This window comes from Spirosoma arboris (assembly GCF_009754945.1).
In the GTDB taxonomy this organism is placed as follows: Bacteria; Bacteroidota; Bacteroidia; order Cytophagales; family Spirosomataceae; genus Spirosoma; species Spirosoma arboris.
Window position 1 is genome coordinate 161,079 of sequence record NZ_WPIN01000012.1, and the last position, 22,956, is coordinate 184,034.

The following is a 22,956-nucleotide window of genomic DNA, read 5'->3' on the forward strand; positions in this document are numbered from 1 at the left end:
CCATTTCTGGACAGATACTTACCTGTTGAGTCATAAAATGGCCCTTTTAAGCGAAATAAACCACTGTTGAAAATTTGGCCAAATATTTGTACGACAAAGTCTATACTAATAACAGCTGCTTTGTTACCATGAAACGAGCATTTTTGGGGGAGTTAGAGGAAGTTGTCCTGCTGACGGTAGCTGCTTTACAGGAATCGGCATACTGTGCTTCGATTACTCAAACCATTGACCAGCAACTGGGCCGCAATATCAGCTTTCCTACAGTCCATACGACCCTACAGCGGTTGGAAGAAAAAGGCGTTGTCTCTTCCCTGATGGGTGGAGCGACTGCCGAACGAGAAGGTCGTCAAAAACGGCTGTTCACCGTCACGGCGGCTGGCCAGCGGGCGCTGATGGAGTGCCGATTAGTTCGAACCCAATTGTGGGACGGTCCGGCGATCCGGCAGATTCCAACCTCAATCATACAGCTATGGGAAGCTTAATTACCGATGACGAAGGTTTTCCTAAGCCGCCCCGCTGGGCTGTCTGGCTACTGAGTCACTTCTGTCCAGGTGGTCTGGAAGATGAACTGCAAGGTGATCTGCTGGAGATGTATACGTACTGGCTGAAGACAGTAGGCGTATCAAAAGCTCGTTGGCGATATGTACTAGCAGTCCTTCGGTTAATTCGCCCTTTTACAAGGTCCAGGGCTAGCCAAACTAAAGATTATACTCACCCGGAATACCGCCAGTTCGAACGCTGGTCCAACGACGTTCGAACCACATTTATAGTTCAACCCGCTATGCTACCTAACTATATCAAAATTGCCTTTCGCAATCTAACTCGCAACAAGATTTATTCCTTCATCAATATTGCCGGTTTAAGCATTGGCCTGGCTTGTGCCATGCTTATTATGCTGTATGTAAAAGATGAAGTAAGCTTTGACAGGTTTCATAAAAATGTAAACAACATTTACCGTATTGCAAAAAAATCAAAACACAACGATGAAAATGGCAGTACTGGGTTTTTACAAGGACCGAGGTTTACGAAAAATATTCCTGGAATAAAATCTTTTGTTCGTGTTCAGGGCGGTTCTGAAGATATAAAAAAAGGAACTGAACTACAGGAGCAGGATGGCGTATTACATGTTGACTCAAATTTCTTTTCTGTATTTACATTCCCTTTAGTAGACGGAAATCCTAAAACCTGTTTGACAGAACCACATTCAATTGTATTGAGCGAAGATGCTGCAATGAAATATTTTGCTACAACTGAGGCTGTCGGCAACGTAATGATGATAAAAGAAGATACCACTTTTGTTTCTTACAAAGTAACGGCTGTTGCAAAACGTTGTCCGCAAAATTCTTCCATACAATTTGATGTGTTGCTGCCTTTCAACGTATCCGATACTGATGCAAAGGACACCCATAACTGGTTTAATTCTTTTCTAAGCACATTTGTAGTACTGGACGACAAAGCAAACCTACAAACTGTGGAAAAACAAATGCAACGCTTTTATGTTGCAGATGCGAAACAAACTTTTGAGGAGATGCTGAAAAATGATGGTGGAGACCACGATCTTTTTTCTATGGGCACTTATTTTTTGCAACCGTATCTTGACATGCATTTGAATATGATGGAAATATTTGCAAGTAATAGTTTAACTAACGCAAGTAATCCGATGCATTCCTATTTACTGTCCAGCATTGCATTGTTTGTGTTGCTGATTGCCTGCATCAATTTTGTAAACCTAACTATTGCACGGTCTATTAAGCGAGCGAAAGAAATTGGTATTCGCAAAGTGGTGGGCAGTGATAGAAAACAATTAATAGTTCAGTTTCTCGGTGAATCGTTTTTGCTCTGTACTATTGCTTTTGTATTAGCTATTGAGCTGGTCCAATTGTTATTGCCGTTATTTAATGAGCTTACCAATAAAGCATTGGTAATTTCCTATTTGTTCGATACAAAATTAATTGCAGGTTATAGTTCTTTATACATTATCACAGGCTTGCTTGCAGGCTTTTATCCAGCATTGGTTTTATCTGGCTATAATCCTGTACAAACTTTGTATAGCCGTTTTCAAATTGCAGGGAAAAATTACCTACAAAAATCGCTGGTAGTCTTACAGTTTACGCTGGCATCGTTTTTAATCATTGCCGCCTGTACAATTTATGCACAGTTTAATTTATTGACCAAAACAGATTTGGGATATGATGATACAAATCTTGTACTGATAAATAAACAAAACTTAAAACATACTGACGCTGCTATTTTTGAAAACGAGCTACTGAAGAGTACAAATATTGTTGGAGTTGGCGCCAAAAATGCAGGTGCCTGGGCAACACTAGGGAAAAATGCAGTTGGTTCTACTATAATTTTTCAAAACGAAACAATTGACGAAAACTATTTATCTATATTAAAAATCCCATTGATAGCAGGCAGAAATTTTTCAACCGCTTATCCTACCGATCCAACTCAGTCTGTTATCGTAAATGAAAGTTTTGTAAAGGCTGCGAAATGGAAAAATCCAATTGGCGAGATAGTAAAGTCAAATCACTCAATATATCATGTAATTGGTGTAATAAAAGATTATCACTTTGCCTCATTAACCAGAAAAATAACACCGCAATTATTTTCCATGAATGGTTTATATGGAGCTTATTATATCAAGATAAAACCCAACACAGCAGCTGCAAGTTTAAAATGGATACAAAAAACATATCAGCAGTTTTACCCAATGAACCCATATTCATACGTGTTTAAAAACGATGAAAATCGGAGACAGTACGCTGAAGTTGAAAAATGGAAACAGATCATATTGTTTGGTGCCGTATTGACTATTTTTATTTCATGCATCGGTTTATTTGGATTATCTGTTTTATCGGCAGAAAAAAGAACCAAAGAAATCAGCATACGCAAAGTGTTGGGCGCTTCAGTACAGCATATTGTTACAACACTTTCAATAGATTTTATAAAGTTGGTTGTAGTAGCGTTGATTATTGCGTCACCATTAGCATACATATCAGCCAATAAATGGCTACAAAATTATCCTTATCGCATCATGTTTAACTGGTGGTTGTTTGCGTCAACAGGATTGTTAGTCATGTTGATTGCTTTATTTACGGTTAGTTTTCAATCTATCAAAGCCGCCATTGCAAACCCGGTGAAGAGCTTGAGAGCGGAATGAGCAATGTGAGTGGGTTTTATATCCTCAAAATGTCCTCTTTCCAAAAGACAGCTGAATCTTCCAGTTAAGCATATTGAGCAGAGCGGTAAAGTAAAATAGACTGGCCCTTTCCTTAAGGTTTATTAGTATGGAGGCATCCGACAACGTAAATCTGACCCTATCCCAGAAAGTCCGGCTGGCAGCCATCGTATTCGCCATTTATTGGCCACTCCGCTTTTATATTAATTTAAATGACTTCGATTTAGGTAAAATCGGGGCATTTTGGCTGGTTATCTGGCTGTCGGAAATTCCCATTACCATTGCGCTCTTCACCTTCTGGCTGAGCCTGCTGGAATGGTTGGAGAACAAAGTAAACGGTCAGTTCGGGCGGCTTTCTCAATTGAACGGTAAGTTTGCTGTCCAACTCGCAACTCTGCTTATTGCAGGTATACTCTCGTTTGGCTTTGATTGGGCTTTTTTTGGGTTATTGCACCAGGCGCGTAAGGCATTCGATCCTTCAGAAAGGTCGATGATTCACACTCAGGCTACTCAAACCATCTCAGACAATAGGGAAATTTTCCACAAAAACGATGGTCAACGGCGTCATAAGGCAACAACTGCGTTAACGGTTATGGCCTTATTGATGGCTTATTATTTAGCGGCCAACCGTCGTAGAGATAAAGTAGTTGCGCAATTGCAGGTAAATGCCGAGCAGTTAAAACGGGAAGCCTCTCAAGCGCAATTTGCCGCCTTGAAAAATCAGGTGAACCCTCATTTTCTGTTTAATAGTTTAAGCATCCTGTCCTCGCTAGTGGATGTCAATCCTAAATTGTCAATTCGTTTTATCAATCATCTTTCCCGGGCGTATCGCTACATTTTGGAACATCGGGATTCTGAACGGATCAATCTGAAAACGGAATTGGAATTCCTGAATGCCTACTGCTTTTTATTGACGATTCGGTTTGACGACCGATTTCAACTCGTCAATACCATTTCTGAGGAAGAATCTGCCCATTTTAGTATTGCTCCGTTAACCTTGCAGTTGCTACTGGAAAATGCCGTCAAGCATAATCAGGTGTCCCGGAAGCAGCCGCTGGTCGTGACGCTGACCATTGAGGGTTATTATTTATTAATCAGCAATCCAATTCTGCTTCGTCTGGCCGATGAAACCTACACAGAAAACTCTACCGGCATAGGTCTGGACAATATTACCAAACGCTATCGATTACTCACCGACCGTCCTGTGCTAGTCACTCAGAAGGATAATACCTTTATTGTTAGTATACCCCTTTTACAATGAACGTAGTCATTATAGAAGACGAAACCCTCTCTGCTCAACGTCTGGAAGTGCTTATAAATGCGTATGACGCATCCATACAGGTACTGGCGATGCTATCCTCTGTTGCCGAAGCGGTTGAGTGGTTCAGGCATCAAACGCCAGCCAACCTACCCGATTTGGTATTCATGGATATTCACCTGGAAGACGGCAGCGCATTTGGCCTCATTGAAAAGATTAAACTGACGATTCCCATTATCTTCACGACAGCTTACGAGACCTATGCCATTCAGGCTTTTAAAGCGAACAGCATCGACTATTTGCTCAAGCCCATTGATGAGGACGAGCTGGCAGCTGCCATCGATAAATTCAAGTGGACTCAGCAGAAACAGCGCCCAATACTTATCAGCCCATCGAAGCCCCTACTAAGCTGGCAGGATACTTCCGACCCATTACCTTACAAGGATCGGTTTATGGTTACAGTCGGAACAAAGATTAAAAGCATTGGTGTGGATCAGATCGCCTATTTTTTTTATGAAGAGAAGACCACCTATCTCACCACTCAGGATGAGCAAACGATGGTGGTTGAATATAGTCTGGATAAAGTAACCAGCACGCTTAACCCCCATCAATTCTTCCGGGTGAACCGAGCCTACTTAGTCAGTTTATCGGCAATCCAATCGATTCATACTTACTCTGGCAGCAAATTAACCCTGAAGCTGCACCCAACTCCCCGGCACGATGTGTTCGTTAGCCCTGATCGGCTACATGACTTTAAGAAATGGCTTGGTAAATAAAGGCCTATACTACCTGCCAGGGCTACTTTTTCGACCTACAAAATTGGACGTTCGACCAAAAAAAATCAGGAATAGGCTGTATCGGTTTGGTTTAGGAGGGCGTAGCTTTCAAATTTATTCGCTGCCCTACTCATAAAGGCCGTCAATTTTCATTAAGTATTAGATAGGATAAAGCAGTCTGGCTTTGCTGGGCTGCTTTTTTGTGTTTGTCGACCTACGTTTATCCGATAATCTTACGCATTCGTCGGTGAAAAACAGCTAAACGCCGATTTGCTCAGACCGTGGTTGGGATACGGACTATATTTGGCCAGGTTTGGCTTATAACCGCCAATGGGTATTACGAATCAGCTGGCGGGGCAACTAGATCCTGTTGGTAGCTTGCTTAATTTTAAAATCATGATGAAGTTTCAAAATCAATGGTCACGACGGGAGTTCCTCACCTCTGTCGCAGGGGCTAGTGCTGCCATGGTGCTGAACCCGCTGACATCCTGGGCTATCGACGAGATCGACCCACGGGTGGCCGCGATCGTAGCCAATACGATTGGCATCGACACGCACAATCATATCGACGTCCCGATCATCGCGGCTGAGGTACCTGGTCCAACGATCGACCTGGTCGGCGAAATGAAACGATCCGGCTTATCGGCCATCTGCATGACATTCGCCGTCGACTATCAACCACTACGCAACCCCGGAGACGCCTACGAACGGTTCAAGAATGGGTTGGCGTCAATGGATAAGCAGTTGGCCCAAAACAACTTGAAGCGCTCCCTTAACATGGCAGACATCCGTGCTGCTCATAAGAAACGCCAGCCAGCCATTATCCAGGCGGTCGAGGGCGGTCACTTTCTTGAAGGGAAGCTGGAGAGGCTCGGAGAGGCTTATAATCAGGGTTTACGGCAGCTGGGCCTGCTTCATGACAATGATGCGGCCGTGCCGCTGGGTGATGTTTACACAAAGGATCCGCAATTTGGTGGATTAACCACCTTCGGGGCTGATGTTCTCAAAGAATGCAACAAGCTTGGTATTCTTGTCGATCTTACCCATGCCAGCGATCAAACGATTGACGCTGCGCTCAAATTGGCGACTCATCCTGTAGTTATTTCTCATACGGGTCTCAATACCCAACTAGGCAGTAATCCGGTCATGTCAAAAATGATGCGGCCAAGGCTTATCAGCAAGGAACAGGCTAAAATTGTTGCCGATGCAGGTGGCGTAATTGGGGTATGGACACACCTGGCCGACTCGCCTTTAGAGTATGCTCAGAACATTCGGGCTATGGTCGATGTCATCGGAGCCGACCATGTCTGCATCGGTACTGATACCAAGTTGACCCCGTCGTATAGATCCCCCAATTCCGGGAATCAGCAAGGCGGTCCTCCTCCGGGAAATAATCCTGGCAATCAGCAGGGCGGCCCTCCAGGTGGAAATAATGGCCAGAACGGTCCGGGCGGTGGTCAAAATCGCGCACGAGTTGGCGAGCGCACGAACGAAGCCTGGCAAGATCAGAAGGTCGGGTTCTATTACGCTGTTGTCGATTCTCTATTAAAGGTTGGCTTTTCCGAAGCCGAAATCGGCAAAATTGGCGGTGGCAATTTCGGCCGTGTGTTTGATGCCTCCACGGCAGGTCACCATTGATATATTGACCAATTTAAGATTCCTCCTGGCATCGAAAGTTGTTGGTTATTGAGTTATGTAGATGATTAACCGCCTACAAATCAATAACCAACAACAATTCCTTCCCTTACCTAAGCTAGTGCTTTTCTGGCCTCGCGGTCAGGATCATTGGCTAAAACGGGGGTGTCATCCAGAATCATGGTCTCCCCATTCTGGGTGGTGTAAGGCTTCCAGTTCGGCAGTCCTCCCCCATTGGGATTGCTGGTTTTAGCAAAATTGAGAAACGAGTGGGCCATCTTGTCCGATAAAGCTCTTGGTCGTTTGCCTCCTCCGGTATGCGTAAGCATCAAATCCGTATTGTAAAACCAAAAACAAATATCGTCGCAATGGAAAGCACGCATCCGACCATCAAATAGCGGGGGTTGCCAGCCAAACCAGGCCACATATACGGGCGCTTTTTGTTGCGATGCCTTCGCATCGGCGCTGGCAACAGCATTCTTTCGGTTCGAAACGATCAGCGCCCAGATCTCAATGGGGCGAGCCTTTGGGAAGTTTTTTGCGTATGCATCGACAACCTCACTGGCTTTATCGCCAAAGCGGGGCTTGATTTTCTCTTTCACTTCGGCCAGAGAAATGCTTTCTAACGAAGAATCTGTCCGATCAGGGTTTTGTTCATGAAACGTGGTGCAGAGAAGCAGCGGAATGTCGGCCGAAAAATGGTTGGGATCACTGAAAAAGGCACCTCCATTCATCGTTACACCATCGGCTACCGGCGCGTATCCGCCCCGCTGGATATTCATCCGTTTCGCTTCGTCGGCCATTTTCTCGACGGCCCGGTTGGCGATGTCAATATACTGCCGCCACGGAATCTGCTGAAGTTTATCGATCTCACCGGGCTTCAGGCCAGCCTCTTCCAGTACTTTCTGCCCTAATTTTTCCGCATACTCCTTATTGACGCCAGCCAGCGAGCTACCGCTCAACGCAACCGCTTTATGAAACAGCCCTTTCGCAGATGGCATATTCATCAGCGTGGTCACTTTGGCTCCTCCCCCAGACTGCCCAATAATGGTCACGTTGTTCGGATCTCCACCAAAATTGGCAATATTGTTCTTGACCCATTCGAGGGCGGCTACCATATCCAGATTTCCCACATTACCAGATGCGGCATGTCCACCGGCGGCTTTCAGATCGGTATAGCCCAGCGAACCGAGCCGGTGATTGATCGAACAGAAAACGATATTACCCAGACGAGAAAGGTTTTCGCCATGATACCCGTCCTGTTCAATCGCGTTCCCGTTGACGAAACCTCCGCCGTGTAACCAGACAACTACCGGGCGTTTTTGGGTGTCCAGTGCCGGTGTCCATACGTTTAATTTCAGACAGTCTTCCGATACATCGTCGTAGTTCCAGTGATCAACGAACGATGCGTAAACATTGGCGTACCGCTTCTCCATAATTTGAGGAGCAGAGTTCCCCCACCAGAGAGTAGGGCGAATATCGGTCCACGGCGTAGGTTTTTGTGGGGGCATGAATCGATTCTTACCCGAAGTATCAGCGCCATAAGGTACCCCTAAAAATTGATGAATACCCCGCAGAATAAACCCTCTGATTTTTCCATGTTCTGTAGTTGCAATAGCAATAGAATCGCCCACAAACAAAATTTGATCGTCTCCGGCTGGTTTTGCGATTTTAGGCATAGGGGCCGTAGCAGCCGTGGATTGGTGAGTTATACCCAAACTGGCTGCGCCAACGCCTAGCGACTGTAAGAAATTACGTCTCGACGGTTTCATCGACTGATTTTAGTTAAAGGTTGAAGAAAACGAATCCCCCGCCGACTGAAACGGGAAGGGTACGATAAAACTTGGAAAGGGCTCAATACGAGGTTTTTACTATTCTTATTTTCGTTCATCCCGCTAAATCCTTCACTCGTCAGGCGAATGCTGAGGCTCGGAAGTTTCGATTTTCAGGGCAGCAGGAGCGAATCTACTTTTGACATGTCAAACAAAAACAAGTAAACAATACACAAATCATGAAAAAGATTCTTCTCCTGGTGTTCGGACTGGTAGCCAATTCAGCATCATTTGCACATTCAGCCAATACACAACCAACTACCGATCAGGCTCGTCTGGTTATGACTGCCGAACATAAAATCAAACTCTACATTCAACCCCTTCAAGCCAAAGGCCAGCTTGCCATCTGGGATGCCAACGGTCGGCCGGTCTACACCTCAACCGTAGCGCTTCAAAAAGGATTGAGTCAGCAATTTGACTTCTCAAGATTAGGTACGGGCACCTACCGATTGACGCTCGTAGCGGGTACAGAAACCCTCTCGAAAACGTTTGTTGTGCAGGCCAATCCCAATGAGAGCTTTGTCGTTCAGGAAAATTAATCGTATACCTGAGTCACCTGAAAAGGCTCGTCTCTTGTTGGGTGACTCAGACCCTATCCTCCGTTCTCGCTTGGCTTCGCCGAGTGAGGACTATAGTTTTAACGGCCTCTGGCCGGAGTAATACGTCAAAAACGGGCCAGAGGCCCTTGAACTAATACTCCTTACTCGGCGTAGCCAAGCGAGAACGGGGGGAATGGGGAATAACGTATAGCGCCCGTTTTATCTGTGCTGGCATAAGCATCAAAGAGCAGTAGTCAGCTGGCGCTCTTTGCCTTTGTACTGACAACATACCATGGTCGCAAAGCTAACTTACCGACAGAAATGGCAATTAGCCATTCGATTACTACTCCTGTATTCTCCCCTAATACTGTATATCAACCTGCCCGAATCTGTTCGAAATCCGATTGGTCTGGTAAAGATATTACCCTTTATAGTAGTCTTCGTTCTGATTGCGTTGGGCTTATATTTCGTCTGGATTACAGCCACTGATTGGATTCAAATTCAATTATTCCGATGGTTTGGCGAGGATTTTTTATTTGATTTCAGCTGGCGGGCTTTGGTGCTGACCATGCTCATCTCACTCGGGCTGGCTCTCCTCTACGCACAGGTTTTCCAACTGATCGTTTTTGGGCTGTTTAAACTGGTTTTTCAGATTGGGTTGCTACCCCAGCATCACCCTAAGACCCAACCCTTTACGCCTGAAGTATTTGCTTATTTAGAGCGAGTGAACAACGTGTTTAACCTGGTTATCATGTTGTCTGCTTTCTATTTAACTATAATTTCCCGCTCCTATCAGCAGATAAAAGATGTACAGCTTCGGGCCGAACGGTCGGAGAAAGAAGCCGCGCTGAGCCAGGTAGAAGCGTTGAAACATCAACTCAGCCCCCATTTTCTCTTCAACAGCCTGAGTATTCTTACCTCGATGGTGCATGAGGACGCCAATCTGTCTGAGCAATTCATCAAGCAACTGTCCAACGTGTATCGCTATATTCTGGAGCAACGGGATCAGGAACTGGTTGCGCTTAAAACAGAGATAGAGTTCATTCGTGCCTACACGTTTCTGCTCCAGATTCGGTTCGAAAACAAATTTGATGTCTTTATCGACATCACTCCATCGCAGCAGGAGCAGTATCGAATTGCCCCGTTATCGCTTCAATTACTGGTCGAAAATGCGGTTAAGCACAATCGAATGTCGATTGCCAAGCCACTACACGTGCGCATTTACTGCCAGGATGATGTCCTGATCGTCGAAAACCGCTGGCTACCCCGCGATCAACCCGAACCTTCGACCGGCGTGGGCTTACAGAATATTATCAATCGCTATGCCCTGCTTACTCACCGACCCGTGTGGTATGGCCATCAGGATCAATCGTTTGTCGTCAAAATCCCCCTCTTATCATGAACGTCGTCATTATTGAAGATGAAGATCGCAACGCCCGCCATCTGGAGCGATTACTAAAAAAGTACGACCCAACGATTCATATCCTGACGCAATTGCCATCTGTAAAAGAAGCGGTTGAGTGGTTTAGCCAAAATGCCAGTGGCCAATCGCCACATCCCGATTTGGTTTTCATGGATATTCACCTGGAAGACGGGCTCGCTTTCCGCATTTTCGAGCAGTTGAATTTAACCCTCCCCGTTATTTTCACGACCGCCTACGAGGAGTATATGATTAAAGCCTTCAAAGTGAATAGCATCGACTACCTGCTCAAACCTGTCGATTTCGATGAGCTGGTAGCGGCTTTGGAGAAGTTCAAAACGATCCGGGCAAAGCCTGAATTACCCGACCTGAACGCCCTGTTTCAGATGATGCAAAAGCCGCATGAAAGCCGGTTTAAAGAGCGATTCATGATTAGTATCGGCACTAAAATTCATAGCGTGGAGGTAGCCCATACTGCTTACTTTTTTTCGGAAGAAAAGGCCACGTTTCTTGTAGCCAGAGACGGGCACTCCTTCCCACTCGAATACAGTCTTGATCAGTTGACGGGTTTGTTAGACCCGAACCAGTTTTTCCGAGTAAACCGTCAGTTTCTGGTGGCCAGACTTGCTATTCAAACCATCCATGCTTTTTCGGCGGGCAAACTAAAGCTGGACTTGCTACCACCATCTCGTTTGGAAGTATTTGTTAGTATGAGCCGTATGTCTGAGTTTAAAGACTGGCTGGGTCGTTGACTTTCTCCAGCCTCTTATTGGTAATTTTCCAGCAATAAATATCAAAAAACATTGCCTAAATTTCATCGAATAGAGAAATCTACCCTATCTTTATTGCGTAAATAGTACACATTGACAAGTAACCTTGTTCAATTAAGGTCGATCTGTTTTCTTACTTTTCTATTACTTTTAAATCAATGCATTTCATGAAAAAAATCGTTTTTACGTTTGCCTGTTTCGTTTCCCTCTCTGCAGCTTACGCAGCTACTTCAACCGGTACAATCCCTCAAATCACTAAGAAGACAAGTCTGGCAGATTCGGTGAATCTAGCCGACTATGTAGGCAAATACAAAATGCAGGGATTGCCGTTTGACTACATTACAATCGGCCTAAAAGAGGGAAAACTCACGATCAGTACGGGTGATCAGGATGGGACACTGACTCCGTTAAAAGAAGCCGATAAATTCGATGCCAATGGCCAGGCTACGCTACAATTCGTGCGGGATGCCGATAAAAAGGTAACAGGTATGAAGCTCGACGCTCAGGGTATGGCTTTTGATGGCAAAAAAGAGTCATAATGAAAAAAATAGTACTTCTGGCCTGGATGCTCCCGGTTTTGGCCGTGGGGCAGCCTTCGCCACTTCAACAGGGCTTTCAGTCCCCGCCCAATGCAGCCAAGCCCCGCGTATGGTGGCATTGGATGAACGGCAACATCACTAAAGAGGGCATTACGAAAGATCTCGAATGGATGAAGCGCGTGGGTATCGGTGGTTTTCAGAACTTTGACGCTAGCTTGTTGACGCCCAGTGTAACACCCAAAAAGCTGGTGTTCATGACTCCCGAATGGAAGGATGCGTTTAAACACACTACTGAGCTAGCCAAAAAGCTTGGGCTCGAAATGGCCATTGCTGGTTCACCCGGCTGGAGTGTAACGGGTGGCCCGTGGGTAGCGCCCAGCGATGCCATGAAAAAATACGTCTGGAGTGAAACACGGGTAACAGGTGGAAAACCATTTTCGGGGAAATTGCCCCAGCCTCCAGCTACAACGGGTAACTTCCAGAATGTGCCCCTGCCCACTGCGAGTGCCTTCAGCGGCCCAACGGGCGAACTGCCGACCTATTACGCCGATGCGGTTGTGATTGCCTATCGTTTGCCTGCCGCAGAAAAATCGCTGGCGACCTTCAACCCCAAAGTCACCTCAAGTGGTGGCACCTTTACGCTTGCCGAACTAACCGACGGTGATGTAGGAAAAAGCCAATTACTTCCACCAATGGAAGTGGGTCAGGACATGTGGATTCAATACGAGTTTGACAGTCCGCAAACATTCAAGGCATTTACGATTGTAGGGGCAAGCAGCGGGGGTGCACTGGCTGAATTCAGAGGGGCGCCCGACAACCGAACCCTGAAAGTGAGCGACGATGGCGTTAATTTCCGCGATGTTGTACCGATTAAGGGCAGTCTGGTGGCGCAGAACACAATGAGCATTGAGCCTACAACAGCCAAATATTTCCGCTTTACGATCAAAACGTTATCCCCTGCTGGTAACCCATTTGCGGCAATGATGGGTGGCAATGCGGACCCAGGAAAACCAGAAGGTGTACAGGTGGCCGAATTAGTGCTGCACAATACCGACCGCGTCGACAAGTTTGAGGACAAGGCAGGTTTCAGCCCCTGGAAAGAAAACACGCCGACGTTAGTAAAGTCCAGCGCCGACGCGATTCCGACCGAAAATATAGTAGATCTGACTTCGAAAATGATCGCCGATGGGACGCTGAACTGGACCGCTCCCCCCGGAGACTGGGTGGTGATGCGCCTGGGCTATTCGATCACAGGACGAAAAAACCACCCTGCTTCGCCTGAGGCTACGGGTCTGGAAGTGGATAAACTCGACAAAGTAGCCGTCCGAAAGTACATCGATACGTATCTGGACATGTACAAAGATGCCACCGGCGGGCAGATGGGTCCGCAGGGATTGGAATATATGGTGCTGGATAGCTACGAAGCGGGCCACATGACCTGGACCAAGGCCATGCCCGAAGAGTTCCAGAAACGGCGTGGGTATGATCTCAAACCCTGGATTCCGGTACTGGCGGGCCGGGTAGTGAAAAGTGCCGAAGCCAGTGAAAAATTTCTGTGGGATTTCCGCAAGACCATTGGTGAACTGATCGTCGAAAATCACTACGAAGTCATCGGTGATGCGCTACACGCCCGAGGCATGAAACGCTATACGGAGTCGCACGAGAATGGCCGAATTTACCTGGCCGACGGGATGGATGTGAAGCGTAAGGCAGATATTCCAATGTCGGCCATGTGGACGCCGGGCAGTCTGGCTGGTGGTGACGAAGAAGAAGTTCGCAGTGAGGCCGACATTCGGGAAGCAGCTTCAGTAGCGCATATCTACGGGCAAAATCTGGTTGCCGCCGAATCGATGACCTCCACACGTAATCCGTTTGCCTGGTATCCGGAAAAACTGAAGCGTACGGCTGATATGGAAATGGCTTCAGGACTGAACCGTTTCGTCGTGCATACGTCCGTACACCAGCCGCTTGATGACAAAAAACCTGGATTTTCACTCGGCCCCTTCGGACAGTATTTCACCCGGCAGGAAACCTGGGCCGAACAGGCAAACGTCTGGATGGCCTACCTGGGTCGGAGTTGCTTCCTGCTTCAGCAGGGCAAACCGGTCGTGGATGTGCTATACTATTACGGCGAGAACAACAACATCACGCAGACATGTGCCGAAAAACTACCCGCTATACCAGTTGGCTATGCATTCGACTTTGCTAACGCGACTGCGCTAACGACTGCACTTCGCGTGGAAGGGGGCAAGCTTGTCGCGTCGAGCGGTCAGCAATACCGGCTGTTGGCGCTGGATGCCTCGGCAAAGACGATGACACTGCCCGTCCTCAAAAAACTAGGCGAACTAGTCAAAGCGGGCCTGAAAGTAGTCGGTGTAAAACCCGAACGCTCACCTAGTTTAAGCGATAGCCCAACGGAGTTTACCGCACTTGTGAACCAGATCTGGAGCAATCCGAATGTATCAACCAAGCCAATAGATGCGGTGTTGAACGAGATAGGCGTGCAAAAGGACGTGGATATAGTTGGGGCTAGTGCCAAAATTTTATACGTACATCGCCAAACCAAAGACACGGATATTTACTGGCTGGATAACCGGAGCGAGAACCCGAACGAGGCTCAGATCAGCTTCCGGGTAACGGGCAAAGTACCTCAGTTGTGGAATCCGCAAACCGGCAAATTGGAGAAAGTATCGTACCAACAGAAAGACGGGCGCACGATTGTCCCGCTCAAGTTCGAGTCGTGGGACGCCTACTTTATCGTTTTCGGCGACAAGGCGACAGTGGCTTCCTATACCAAGCCTGCTGTTACTGAATCACCAGTCGCCAGTGTATCCGGTACCTGGGCCGTTCACTTCCAGGAAGGTCGGGGTGCTCCCCAGCAGGCAACGATGACCAAACTAACGTCGTTGTCCGAAAATGCCGATCCGGGCATCAAGTATTTCTCCGGCACTGCCATTTATGACAATACGTTCGACCTACCAACGGTGACTAAAAACGCATCCTACCTGCTCGATTTGGGTGATGTAAAAAACATCGCCGAGGTGATTGTCAACGGCAAAAATGTAGGTACTGCCTGGAAGAGTCCTTTCCGCCTTGACATTACCGAGGCCCTGAAACCGGGTCGTAATACGGTTCAGGTAAAGGTCACCAACCTATGGGCCAATCGCCTGATCGGTGATGCGCAACCCGGCGTGACCAGCAAAATCACGTACACAACCTTACCGTTTTACCGGGCCGATGCACCCCTACTGCCGTCGGGTCTTCTGGGACCAGTTCGTGTACTAGCCGTCACGCCCACTACGGCAACGGCAGCCCTAAAGCGATAAACGGGTGCGACGATTAAGGGCGGAAACTTATTGAAGTAATCTGCTAAAAAGTACTAAAAAAGCTTCCTCAATCAGATTGAGGAAGCTTTTTTAGTAAACCCACTTATGCTGTTCAGTTGCGGACATACATTGTACGCTTTCGGGCGACGGGCGGCCCTAATTGAATCCGGTGAAGAGTTTACGGAGTGAATAAGCTGTTGTATTCGCTTTGATTTTAATACACATGTACCAAAATAATCACCTAACAAGGCGTTCCGCAGTGGCCTTTAAAACCAATAAATTCGGTCTTTAAAACAAAACCCTAAAAATTCGACCAATCTACCTTTGTTCCAACAAGTTAGCAGTCAACCAATGGAACAATCAACAACAGTAGACAATTACAATGGAGTTCTCCAGAAGCCAATCCATTCAGGCTTCACCGCTACGTCAACCACCGCTGACGTTATTAACGGAATCGACCTTACTGGAAAGACGGCCATCGTAACCGGCGGTTATGCCGGTATTGGCCTGGAAACCGTAAAAACTTTTGTCGAGGCAGGGGCTAAAGTCATCGTACCCGCCCGCGATCGGACCAAAGCCGCAACGAATCTGGCAGGAATCCAGCGCGTAACCATCGAAGCGATGGATCTGATGGACCCATCTTCGATTGATGTGTTTGCCCAAAAATTCCTGGCAACCGATAGTGTGCTTCACATTCTGGTTAACAATGCGGGTATTATGTGGGTGCCGCTCCAGCGGGATGCACGAGGCTACGAATCACAATTAGCCACCAATCATCTGGGTCATTTCCAACTCACTGCCCGACTTTGGCCAGCTCTGAAAAAAGCGGGCGGAGCACGAGTTATTAATGTATCTTCGTACGGCCACCAGATAGCGCCATTCAATTTTGAGGACCCCAATTTTGAGCACCATGAGTACGAAACGTTAATGGGTTATGGGCAATCGAAAACAGCGAACAATCTGTTTGCCGTAGAATTGGATCATCGCGGTAAAAATGCCGATGTGCGTGCCTTTTCACTCCACCCCGGTTCGGTAAACGGCACCGATCTGGGTCGAGTTGCCCCTATGGATTTATTTAAACGGATGGGTACCCATGACGCCAATGGAAATCTGTTCCCAGATGTCGCGAGGAAATTAAAGACCATTCCGCAAGGGGCAGCGACAACCGTTTGGTGTGCCACAAGCCCGCAGCTAACGGCTATAGGCGGTGTGTATTGCGAAGATGCCGATGTGGCCGAGTTAGATTTGGGCACGATTGACCATCGATATGATGAGCCTTCAACCCTTCGAGGTGTACAGCCTTATTCGGTCGATGCGGAAAATGCGCAACGATTGTGGACCTTAAGCGAGGAGCTAACCGGAGTGCTGTTTAAAGCAGATTGAAGGTAGTTGGGGGGCTTGCCCGGCCCCTCCCGCAACGGCGGACCTCCCAAAACGGGAGACGGGTGTCGCATGTTCTCGCTTGGCTTCGCCGAGTGAGGGTTATCTTTTTAACGGCCTCTGGCCGGAGTGAATATTACGTCAAAAACGGGCCAGAGGCCCTTGAACTAATAGTCCTCACTCGGCGAAGCCAAGCGAGAACGTGGGGGGAACGTGAAACTTAAAAATCGTGGGATATCAAGCGCACTACATACATCCTGATTTGAAGCTATCGCGCTTCGATGATAAGTTTTATAAGGCCGATGTGTTGTTTGAACACCACTTGTTGGTGTGGTTTATTTCGGGCGAAACGAAGATTGTGCAGGGAGAGAATACCTTTTGGTTCGGGGCTGGCGACACGTTGTTGTTTCCCCGAAATCAACTGGTTACGGTTATTAATTATCCTAAAGATGGCTTGCCACATCAGTCGGCGGTAATGCATCTTACGCCAAAGCGGCTAACCGATTTTTATGCTAAAAACAGGGTTGATGTTAAGCCTATGCCAACGCCTGCATTTCGCACATTTGATCGGCACCCGCTGCTGAAAAGTTGCCTGGCTTCATTGATTCCCTATTTCGATCTGAACGAATCACTGCCTGATGTGATTGCGGCCATAAAAATCGACGAAGCGATTAACATCCTTCGGACGATTGATACTGATATCGACCATTTGCTGGCCAATTTTGACGAACCCGGCAAGATCAGCCTGACCGATTTTATGGAGCAGAATTACATGTTCAACATGACGATGGATAAATTCGGTTACCTGACAGGCCGCAGTCTGACTACGTTCAAGCGTGATTTTAAAAAGACATTCCAGACGACTCCCCAAAAATGGATTACAAACAAGCGACTGGAGCTCGCTCATTATCAGATCAGAGAGAAAAAGCGACGACCTTCCGACGTTTATTTAGAGGTTGGTTTCGAGAACCTCTCCCATTTTGGTCATGCCTTTAAAAAGCGTTTTGGCTATGCCCCAACCGAACTCGCAGGGTAGTGAATCTGCGGGATTGCTTCTGCTATCCACTCACTTAACAGCCAGATGAAAAGGATCAATCTCATTTGTGGTCGAGTGCTGGTGTAACGACAGGGGCATCGTGATCCGTAGGGCCAGCAGCAGTTGTACCAATTGTTTCATGAAGCCAGTTGAGTTGATCCAGATAAGCCTGCACATTTAGATCATGCCCGGTATCATACCACTTGATCGTCTTGGGGTCAGGAGCCGCCCGATGCAGTTGAGTCGCATTCGCTATAGGAATGGCTGAGTCCTGCCGGCCATTCTGAAAGAGGAATTTAGTGGCTCCCAACTGCTTCAGATAATGAATGGGTTCTAGCGGTAGCATAGCGGCACGCCATCGTTCCTGCTGCTCTTTACTTAGAGAACGAAAGGTTTCACCCTGACTGCCCGGATCTGTAAAATGAGTGACCAACCCGCCATCGGCTACCGATAAAATATAGCTCTTGACACGGGATTCTATTCCTGACAACAATACGCCCATAGTTCCTCCATAACTTCGCCCGACAAAGCCTATCCGGTTGGCATCAACGTCAGAACGAGCAATGAGTAAATCGACGGCTCGCTGCAAATCGACAATTATCTGTACCTGTTCACTACTATCCTGAGGGGTAAACGTCAGAGCCTCTCCGCTTCGACGGGCAAAGGGAGCATCTAAAGCGACTACCACTGCACCATGACGGGCAATATAAGCTGCTCGGGGAATGTAGGCTTTGGCGCTGCTTGGTAATCCATGAGCCAGCACCACTCCAGCAAACGGTCCCTTGCCAGAAGGCACTACCAATATTCCCGTAACTACACCTCCCTTCGGGCTAGGAAAGCTGATTTGACGAATAGTGAGGTCTTTCTGTCGGTTTGTAATCGACTCGTTGATCGGCAAAGGAGTTTGTCGGTCATAACTGAATAGACTGGGACTGGTTACTTGTCCTAACGCACTTATCGATAGGTTTAAGGCAACTAAGAAAAAACTGGCAAGGAACGTGTTTTGTCGCATGGTTTTAAAATTAACCAAAGCTACAAAACACGTTTTTTCTTTGTAAGAATAAGGGGCAAAAATGATAGATCATTATACTTCCGATTGGAGATCTATGTTGCATATGCTTGAATTGGCTGGCTATTGGTTGTAATTTATTAATTCCATCCGGTAAATTCACCCCTGTGAAACACACGCTCAACACCCTTCGACAACAGGCTATTGCCAGTTCGCTTTTTCCACCTACTAGCTTACAGGAAGCAATCGAGCGCCTTGGCTTCGTTCAGGCCGATCCGATTCGGGTACCCGCACGGGCACAGGATCTCATTCTCCGCCACCGGGTTAACAACTATAGAGTTGGCGACCTTGAAAACGATTATCCTTCTCTTAGGCTGGAAGAAGACTTCCTGTATGCTTACGGCTTCATGCCTAAATCCACCTGGCAATTAATACATCCCCGCCCCGAAAGCGAGCTGAGTGCGGCTGACCGGCGCGTGTTCGATCTTGTTGCCAGCAACCCACCTATTCACCCTCGTCAAGTAGAAGCCTATCTGGGTCGTACCCGCGAGATCAATGACTGGGGCGGTTATTCAACCGGAACAACCCGAACGCTGCAGGCGCTCCATTACCGGGGTCTTTTGCGGGTAGCCAGGCGAGACAATGGTATCAAACTATATGAATTGGCCATTCACCAGTACCCTTCGGTAGACCCAGCCGAGCGCCTGCGCCAGTTAGCCCTGTTGATTACTACCATCTTTAGCCCCCTCTCCGACCGTAGTTTGCGAACTATTTTATCACATCTGGCCCGCGCTTCACCCGCCCTCGACGGTCGGAAATCAATCGTTACGCAGCTACTAAAATCCGGCGACTTAGCCCATACTATTGTCGACGGTGTTCGGTATGTCTGGCCAGCTTCGGCCCCGGTCGATTATACACCCAATGAAACGGTACGCTTTCTGGCCCCATTCGATCCCTTGGTTTGGGATCGTCAGCGCTTCGAACATTTGTGGGGTTGGTTGTACCGATTTGAAGCCTATACACCTCCCGCCAAACGACAGTTGGGCTATTATGCGCTGCCCATGCTGTGGCGTGATGAGATGATTGGATGGGTAAACATTGCCAATTCGGCGGGGAATCTGGCAGTAGAACCTGGCTTTAAAAAAGACGTGCCGCTAGAGGACGCTTTTCTACATGAATTTGAAGCAGAAGTAGAACGAGTTCGACTATTTCTGCAAAAGAGACCTGGAAATGACTAACCTCACTGATGAAGCTTGTTCGAGTAACCGTTTCTAAAGCCAATTAAGTTACTGTTTGTCAGGATCAGGAAACGGTTTTATATTTGTGCCGTTAAAACGAATATCATCTCTTCATGTAAGATCTAAGTAAGAAGGATGCCTTCCATCCTACGTTCTGGCCTAATAGAACGTGTTGACAGCAGTTTTGTCAATTCGCCAGTACACTGTCGTTCTGTGTATTGATTTCCACTTAGAAAACATGTGATCCATTTTTCCTTATAGGGCAACAAACTGTTGCTTATCTCACGCTATAACCAACACCATTTCTGGGCTGTTTGGCTATTTGCGTTCCTATTCTTCTCATTCGTTTTTACAGTCAATTCAGCAAACTCATGAGTATTGTCGTGAACTCACTTTCCTATGTACATCCTGACCGGGAAAGCCTGTTTCAGAATATCAGCCTATCTATTGCTGCAGGCGAAAAAGCTGCCCTGGTGGGGAGTAATGGAGCGGGCAAATCAACGCTATTACAAGTTATTGCCGGTAATCTTCAACCAGCAGAAGGTGAACTTATCCTTTCCGAAAAACCCTATTATGTGCCTCAGCATTTAGGGCAATACGATGCCTGTTCAATTGCGCAGGTCTTACAGGTAGATCAGAAGTTAGGGGCGTTACATGCCATTCTCGACGGCGATGTATCTCCTGATAATTTTACCATGCTGAATGATGACTGGACTATTGACGAACGAGTGGCTATAGCCCTATCTTACTGGAAATTAGCTCATTTGTCTCTTTCTCAAAACCTAAATTCGTTGAGTGGTGGTGAGAAAACAAAGGTTTTTCTCGCAGGCATTTTGATTCATTCTCCCGGCATTATCCTGTTGGACGAACCCTCGAATCATTTGGATTCTGCGAGTCGTGAATTACTCTATGACCTTATCAGAACGAATAAGGCAACTAGTCTCGTGGTCAGCCATGACAGAATGTTATTAAATCTGCTGAACACCACATTAGAACTCAGCAAGGGCGGAATCGAGGTTTATGGCGGAAATTATGATTTCTATAAAGAGCAGAAAGAAGGAAAACTCCATGCTTTACAAGCGCAGGTAGACGAGAAGCAGAAATCACTGAAACAAGCCCAGCAAAAAGCAAGGGATGTCGCCGAGCAACGCCAAAAGCAGGAGGCAAGGGGAAAGGTGCAGGGCCAGAAACAATCGTTGCCCCGTATTATTGCAGGTGGTCGTAAAAGTCAGGCCGAACAAAGCACCGCTAAACTAAAGGATGTCCAGGCCGAGAAAATCAATGATCTTTCGGATAATCTGAAGCAAACCAGGGCGCAACTACATGAATCCCAGGCGTTAAAAATAGACCTACGGAAATCCGATTTACATAGTGGGAAGATTCTGATCGAGGCAAAAGGAATAAATTTCGCTTATGGTGATCGACCTCTCTGGCAATCCCCGTTGAGTTTCCAGGTTCGCTCTGGCGATCGGATCAGGATTGAGGGGAATAATGGCTCGGGTAAAACGACACTACTTAGCCTGATGATGGGTCGCTTACAACCAACGGTTGGTGGCATATCGATTGCCGATTTCCAGTATGTATATATCGATCAGGAATATTCAATGCTCGACAATCAATTATCTGTTTTTGAGCAGGTTCAACAATTCAATACGCGCCATCTGTTAGAGCACGAGCTAAAAATGATGCTGCACTATTACCAATTCCCTCGTGAAGCCTGGGATAGAAAATGCGCGGACCTGAGCGGAGGTGAGAAAATGAAATTAACGCTTTGCTGTCTGGCTGTTCGTACAAATTCGCCCGACGTACTGATCCTGGACGAACCGACCAATAATTTGGATATGTCCAGTCAGGAAATACTCACCAGAGCTGTAAAGGATTTTACCGGCTCCATACTGGTCATTTCGCATGACCAGTACTTTATTAATGAAATTCAAGCAGAGTCAACGATCAGACTTTACTCATAAACTCGTACTTGACAGTAAAAGCACCTTAACAAAAGCATAATCTACCGTTGACAACAATACGTATCCTTGTAGTTGCATAGGTATCCGGTAGGATTTACCTTGCAGGTCTTAATCCAGACAACCTATGAGCCGCTTAGCTGTCTTCTTCTTCCTCGCCTGCATGAGCCTGTTTACTCCTCTGTATGGCTGGAATAAGCCCACACATATGGTGACGGGCGCCATTGCCTATCGCGAATTACAAACGACCAACCCGCAGCTTGCATCCCGAGTTGTCGCTATCCTACGGCAGCATCCGAATTATCAACAACTATGGGCCAGTAAACTGGCAGACCCTTCTTTATCCGAAGACGACCGCAACCAGTATCTATTTATGCTGGCCGCTCGCTGGCCCGATGATATACGGGGTAACGCCTATGACCACCCCACCTGGCACTATATCAACTATGTGTATGCGCCAGAACAAGGCATAGCCCGAACCGATACAAGCCTTGCTACCGGAGAAAATATTCTGCAGGCATTCGCCATGAATCGGCAGATTCTGCGTAGTAATGCTCCGGATAGTGCCAAAGCGATTGCCCTATGCTGGCTGTTTCACCTCGCGGGTGATGTACATATGCCCCTGCACACCACCGCGCTGATTGACAAGCAGTTTCCAGAAGGAGACCGGGGAGGGAATCTATTCAAAATTAAAGTCCTGATGAGCAGTCAGACCATCAACCTTCACTCGTTCTGGGATGGTATGCTCCTGGGTGCAGATGATTACCAGTCGGCCCGAAATCTGGCTGTTCAGGTTCGGAAGGCTGTTCATCGGGATCAGTTACCGCAGCTGGGTAAACAGGACATCACAAGCTGGTCAAGAGAAAGCTTTCAGCTGGCACAGGATAATGCGTACAGGAGCAATACCCTCTCGGCGGGTACCGATCAGGAAGGAGCCGTTTTACCGGCAGACTATGTTGCCACGGTTAAGCCCATTGCCCAACGACAGGTCGCTTTAGCAGGTTACCGGTTGGCCGACGAGTTAAGTGCAGATTTGGCAAATTAGTGCTT

At 47.2% G+C, this 22,956-nt stretch carries 17 protein-coding genes; 15 read left to right on the forward strand and 2 right to left on the reverse strand.

Annotated elements, in window-relative coordinates; translation table 11 throughout:
* Positions 1-128: 128 nt before the first annotated feature.
* The 5 genes from GO755_RS27210 to GO755_RS27230 all read left to right on the forward strand — a co-directional run bounded on the left by GO755_RS27210 (position 129) and on the right by GO755_RS27230 (position 6,856).
* Positions 129-482, forward strand: a complete 354-nt coding sequence (locus GO755_RS27210) for a PadR family transcriptional regulator (RefSeq protein WP_157588467.1) — start codon at positions 129-131, stop codon at positions 480-482.
* A complete protein-coding gene (locus tag GO755_RS27215) occupies positions 470-3,166 on the forward strand; it encodes an ABC transporter permease (RefSeq protein WP_227687099.1) in 2,697 nt (898 codons plus the stop codon). The genes GO755_RS27210 and GO755_RS27215 overlap by 13 nt, the downstream gene beginning before the upstream one ends.
* Before the next feature lie 127 nt (positions 3,167-3,293).
* Positions 3,294-4,445 (forward strand): sensor histidine kinase, encoded by a 1,152-nt coding sequence (locus tag GO755_RS27220; protein ID WP_157588468.1) that lies wholly within the window; start codon positions 3,294-3,296, stop codon positions 4,443-4,445.
* The gene (locus GO755_RS27225) at positions 4,442-5,218 is read left to right on the forward strand and encodes a LytR/AlgR family response regulator transcription factor (protein WP_157588469.1); all 777 of its coding nucleotides are present in this window, start codon (positions 4,442-4,444) and stop codon (positions 5,216-5,218) included. Before GO755_RS27220 ends, GO755_RS27225 begins: the two co-directional genes overlap by 4 nt.
* 465 nt (positions 5,219-5,683) lie before the next feature.
* Positions 5,684-6,856 (forward strand): dipeptidase, encoded by a 1,173-nt coding sequence (locus GO755_RS27230; protein ID WP_198174945.1) that lies wholly within the window; start codon positions 5,684-5,686, stop codon positions 6,854-6,856.
* Positions 6,857-6,966: 110 nt separating this feature from the next.
* Here GO755_RS27230 and GO755_RS27235 read toward each other — a convergent pair whose 3' ends face one another.
* Positions 6,967-8,625 (reverse strand): carboxylesterase/lipase family protein, encoded by a 1,659-nt coding sequence (locus GO755_RS27235; RefSeq protein ID WP_157588470.1) that lies wholly within the window; start codon positions 8,623-8,625, stop codon positions 6,967-6,969.
* A gap of 239 nt (positions 8,626-8,864) precedes the next feature.
* Here GO755_RS27235 and GO755_RS27240 point away from each other — a divergent pair, with 239 nt between their 5' ends.
* The 7 genes from GO755_RS27240 to GO755_RS27270 all read left to right on the forward strand — a co-directional run bounded on the left by GO755_RS27240 (position 8,865) and on the right by GO755_RS27270 (position 17,695).
* Positions 8,865-9,224 (forward strand): T9SS type A sorting domain-containing protein, encoded by a 360-nt coding sequence (locus GO755_RS27240; protein ID WP_157588471.1) that lies wholly within the window; start codon positions 8,865-8,867, stop codon positions 9,222-9,224.
* A gap of 292 nt (positions 9,225-9,516) precedes the next feature.
* Positions 9,517-10,626 (forward strand): sensor histidine kinase, encoded by a 1,110-nt coding sequence (locus tag GO755_RS27245; protein WP_157588472.1) that lies wholly within the window; start codon positions 9,517-9,519, stop codon positions 10,624-10,626.
* On the forward strand, positions 10,623-11,396 hold the full coding sequence (locus GO755_RS27250; RefSeq protein WP_157588473.1) for a LytR/AlgR family response regulator transcription factor: 774 nt from the start codon (positions 10,623-10,625) through the stop codon (positions 11,394-11,396). Before GO755_RS27245 ends, GO755_RS27250 begins: the two co-directional genes overlap by 4 nt.
* 185 nt (positions 11,397-11,581) lie before the next feature.
* Positions 11,582-11,953, forward strand: coding sequence for a DUF3471 domain-containing protein (locus GO755_RS27255; protein WP_198174946.1), 372 nt, complete (start codon positions 11,582-11,584; stop codon positions 11,951-11,953).
* Positions 11,953-15,279 (forward strand): glycosyl hydrolase, encoded by a 3,327-nt coding sequence (locus tag GO755_RS27260; RefSeq protein ID WP_157588475.1) that lies wholly within the window; start codon positions 11,953-11,955, stop codon positions 15,277-15,279. Before GO755_RS27255 ends, GO755_RS27260 begins: the two co-directional genes overlap by 1 nt.
* Before the next feature lie 351 nt (positions 15,280-15,630).
* Positions 15,631-16,662, forward strand: a complete 1,032-nt coding sequence (locus GO755_RS27265) for an SDR family NAD(P)-dependent oxidoreductase (RefSeq protein ID WP_157588476.1) — start codon at positions 15,631-15,633, stop codon at positions 16,660-16,662.
* Between the two features lie 226 nt (positions 16,663-16,888).
* A complete protein-coding gene (locus GO755_RS27270; RefSeq protein WP_317165968.1) occupies positions 16,889-17,695 on the forward strand; it encodes a helix-turn-helix domain-containing protein in 807 nt (268 codons plus the stop codon).
* Positions 17,696-17,756: 61 nt separating this feature from the next.
* Here GO755_RS27270 and GO755_RS27275 read toward each other — a convergent pair whose 3' ends face one another.
* Entirely contained in the window at positions 17,757-18,707 is a 951-nt protein-coding gene (locus GO755_RS27275; RefSeq protein WP_157588477.1) for an alpha/beta hydrolase family protein, read from the reverse strand.
* A gap of 164 nt (positions 18,708-18,871) precedes the next feature.
* Here GO755_RS27275 and GO755_RS27280 point away from each other — a divergent pair, with 164 nt between their 5' ends.
* The 3 genes from GO755_RS27280 (at position 18,872) to GO755_RS27290 (ending at position 22,951) form a co-directional block, all read left to right on the forward strand.
* Positions 18,872-19,942 (forward strand): DNA glycosylase AlkZ-like family protein, encoded by a 1,071-nt coding sequence (locus GO755_RS27280; protein WP_198174947.1) that lies wholly within the window; start codon positions 18,872-18,874, stop codon positions 19,940-19,942.
* A gap of 371 nt (positions 19,943-20,313) precedes the next feature.
* Positions 20,314-21,909, forward strand: a complete 1,596-nt coding sequence (gene abc-f, locus GO755_RS27285) for a ribosomal protection-like ABC-F family protein (protein WP_157588479.1) — start codon at positions 20,314-20,316, stop codon at positions 21,907-21,909.
* A 124-nt stretch (positions 21,910-22,033) separates the two neighbouring features.
* Positions 22,034-22,951: a S1/P1 nuclease gene (locus GO755_RS27290; protein WP_157588480.1), complete on the forward strand. Its 918-nt coding sequence runs from the start codon at positions 22,034-22,036 to the stop codon at positions 22,949-22,951.
* Positions 22,952-22,956: the final 5 nt, after the last annotated feature.

Coding starts and splice junctions, on each gene's coding strand:
- GO755_RS27210 (WP_157588467.1), top strand. CDS start 129: ATGAAACGAGCATTTTTGGGGGAGTTAGAGGAAGTTGTCCTGCTGACG.
- GO755_RS27215 (WP_227687099.1), top strand. CDS start 470: ATGGGAAGCTTAATTACCGATGACGAAGGTTTTCCTAAGCCGCCCCGC.
- GO755_RS27220 (WP_157588468.1), top strand. CDS start 3,294: ATGGAGGCATCCGACAACGTAAATCTGACCCTATCCCAGAAAGTCCGG.
- GO755_RS27225 (WP_157588469.1), top strand. CDS start 4,442: ATGAACGTAGTCATTATAGAAGACGAAACCCTCTCTGCTCAACGTCTG.
- GO755_RS27230 (WP_198174945.1), top strand. CDS start 5,684: ATGGTGCTGAACCCGCTGACATCCTGGGCTATCGACGAGATCGACCCA.
- GO755_RS27235 (WP_157588470.1), bottom strand. CDS start 8,625: ATGAAACCGTCGAGACGTAATTTCTTACAGTCGCTAGGCGTTGGCGCA.
- GO755_RS27240 (WP_157588471.1), top strand. CDS start 8,865: ATGAAAAAGATTCTTCTCCTGGTGTTCGGACTGGTAGCCAATTCAGCA.
- GO755_RS27245 (WP_157588472.1), top strand. CDS start 9,517: ATGGTCGCAAAGCTAACTTACCGACAGAAATGGCAATTAGCCATTCGA.
- GO755_RS27250 (WP_157588473.1), top strand. CDS start 10,623: ATGAACGTCGTCATTATTGAAGATGAAGATCGCAACGCCCGCCATCTG.
- GO755_RS27255 (WP_198174946.1), top strand. CDS start 11,582: ATGAAAAAAATCGTTTTTACGTTTGCCTGTTTCGTTTCCCTCTCTGCA.
- GO755_RS27260 (WP_157588475.1), top strand. CDS start 11,953: ATGAAAAAAATAGTACTTCTGGCCTGGATGCTCCCGGTTTTGGCCGTG.
- GO755_RS27265 (WP_157588476.1), top strand. CDS start 15,631: ATGGAACAATCAACAACAGTAGACAATTACAATGGAGTTCTCCAGAAG.
- GO755_RS27275 (WP_157588477.1), bottom strand. CDS start 18,707: ATGCGACAAAACACGTTCCTTGCCAGTTTTTTCTTAGTTGCCTTAAAC.
- abc-f (WP_157588479.1), top strand. CDS start 20,314: ATGAGTATTGTCGTGAACTCACTTTCCTATGTACATCCTGACCGGGAA.
- GO755_RS27290 (WP_157588480.1), top strand. CDS start 22,034: ATGAGCCGCTTAGCTGTCTTCTTCTTCCTCGCCTGCATGAGCCTGTTT.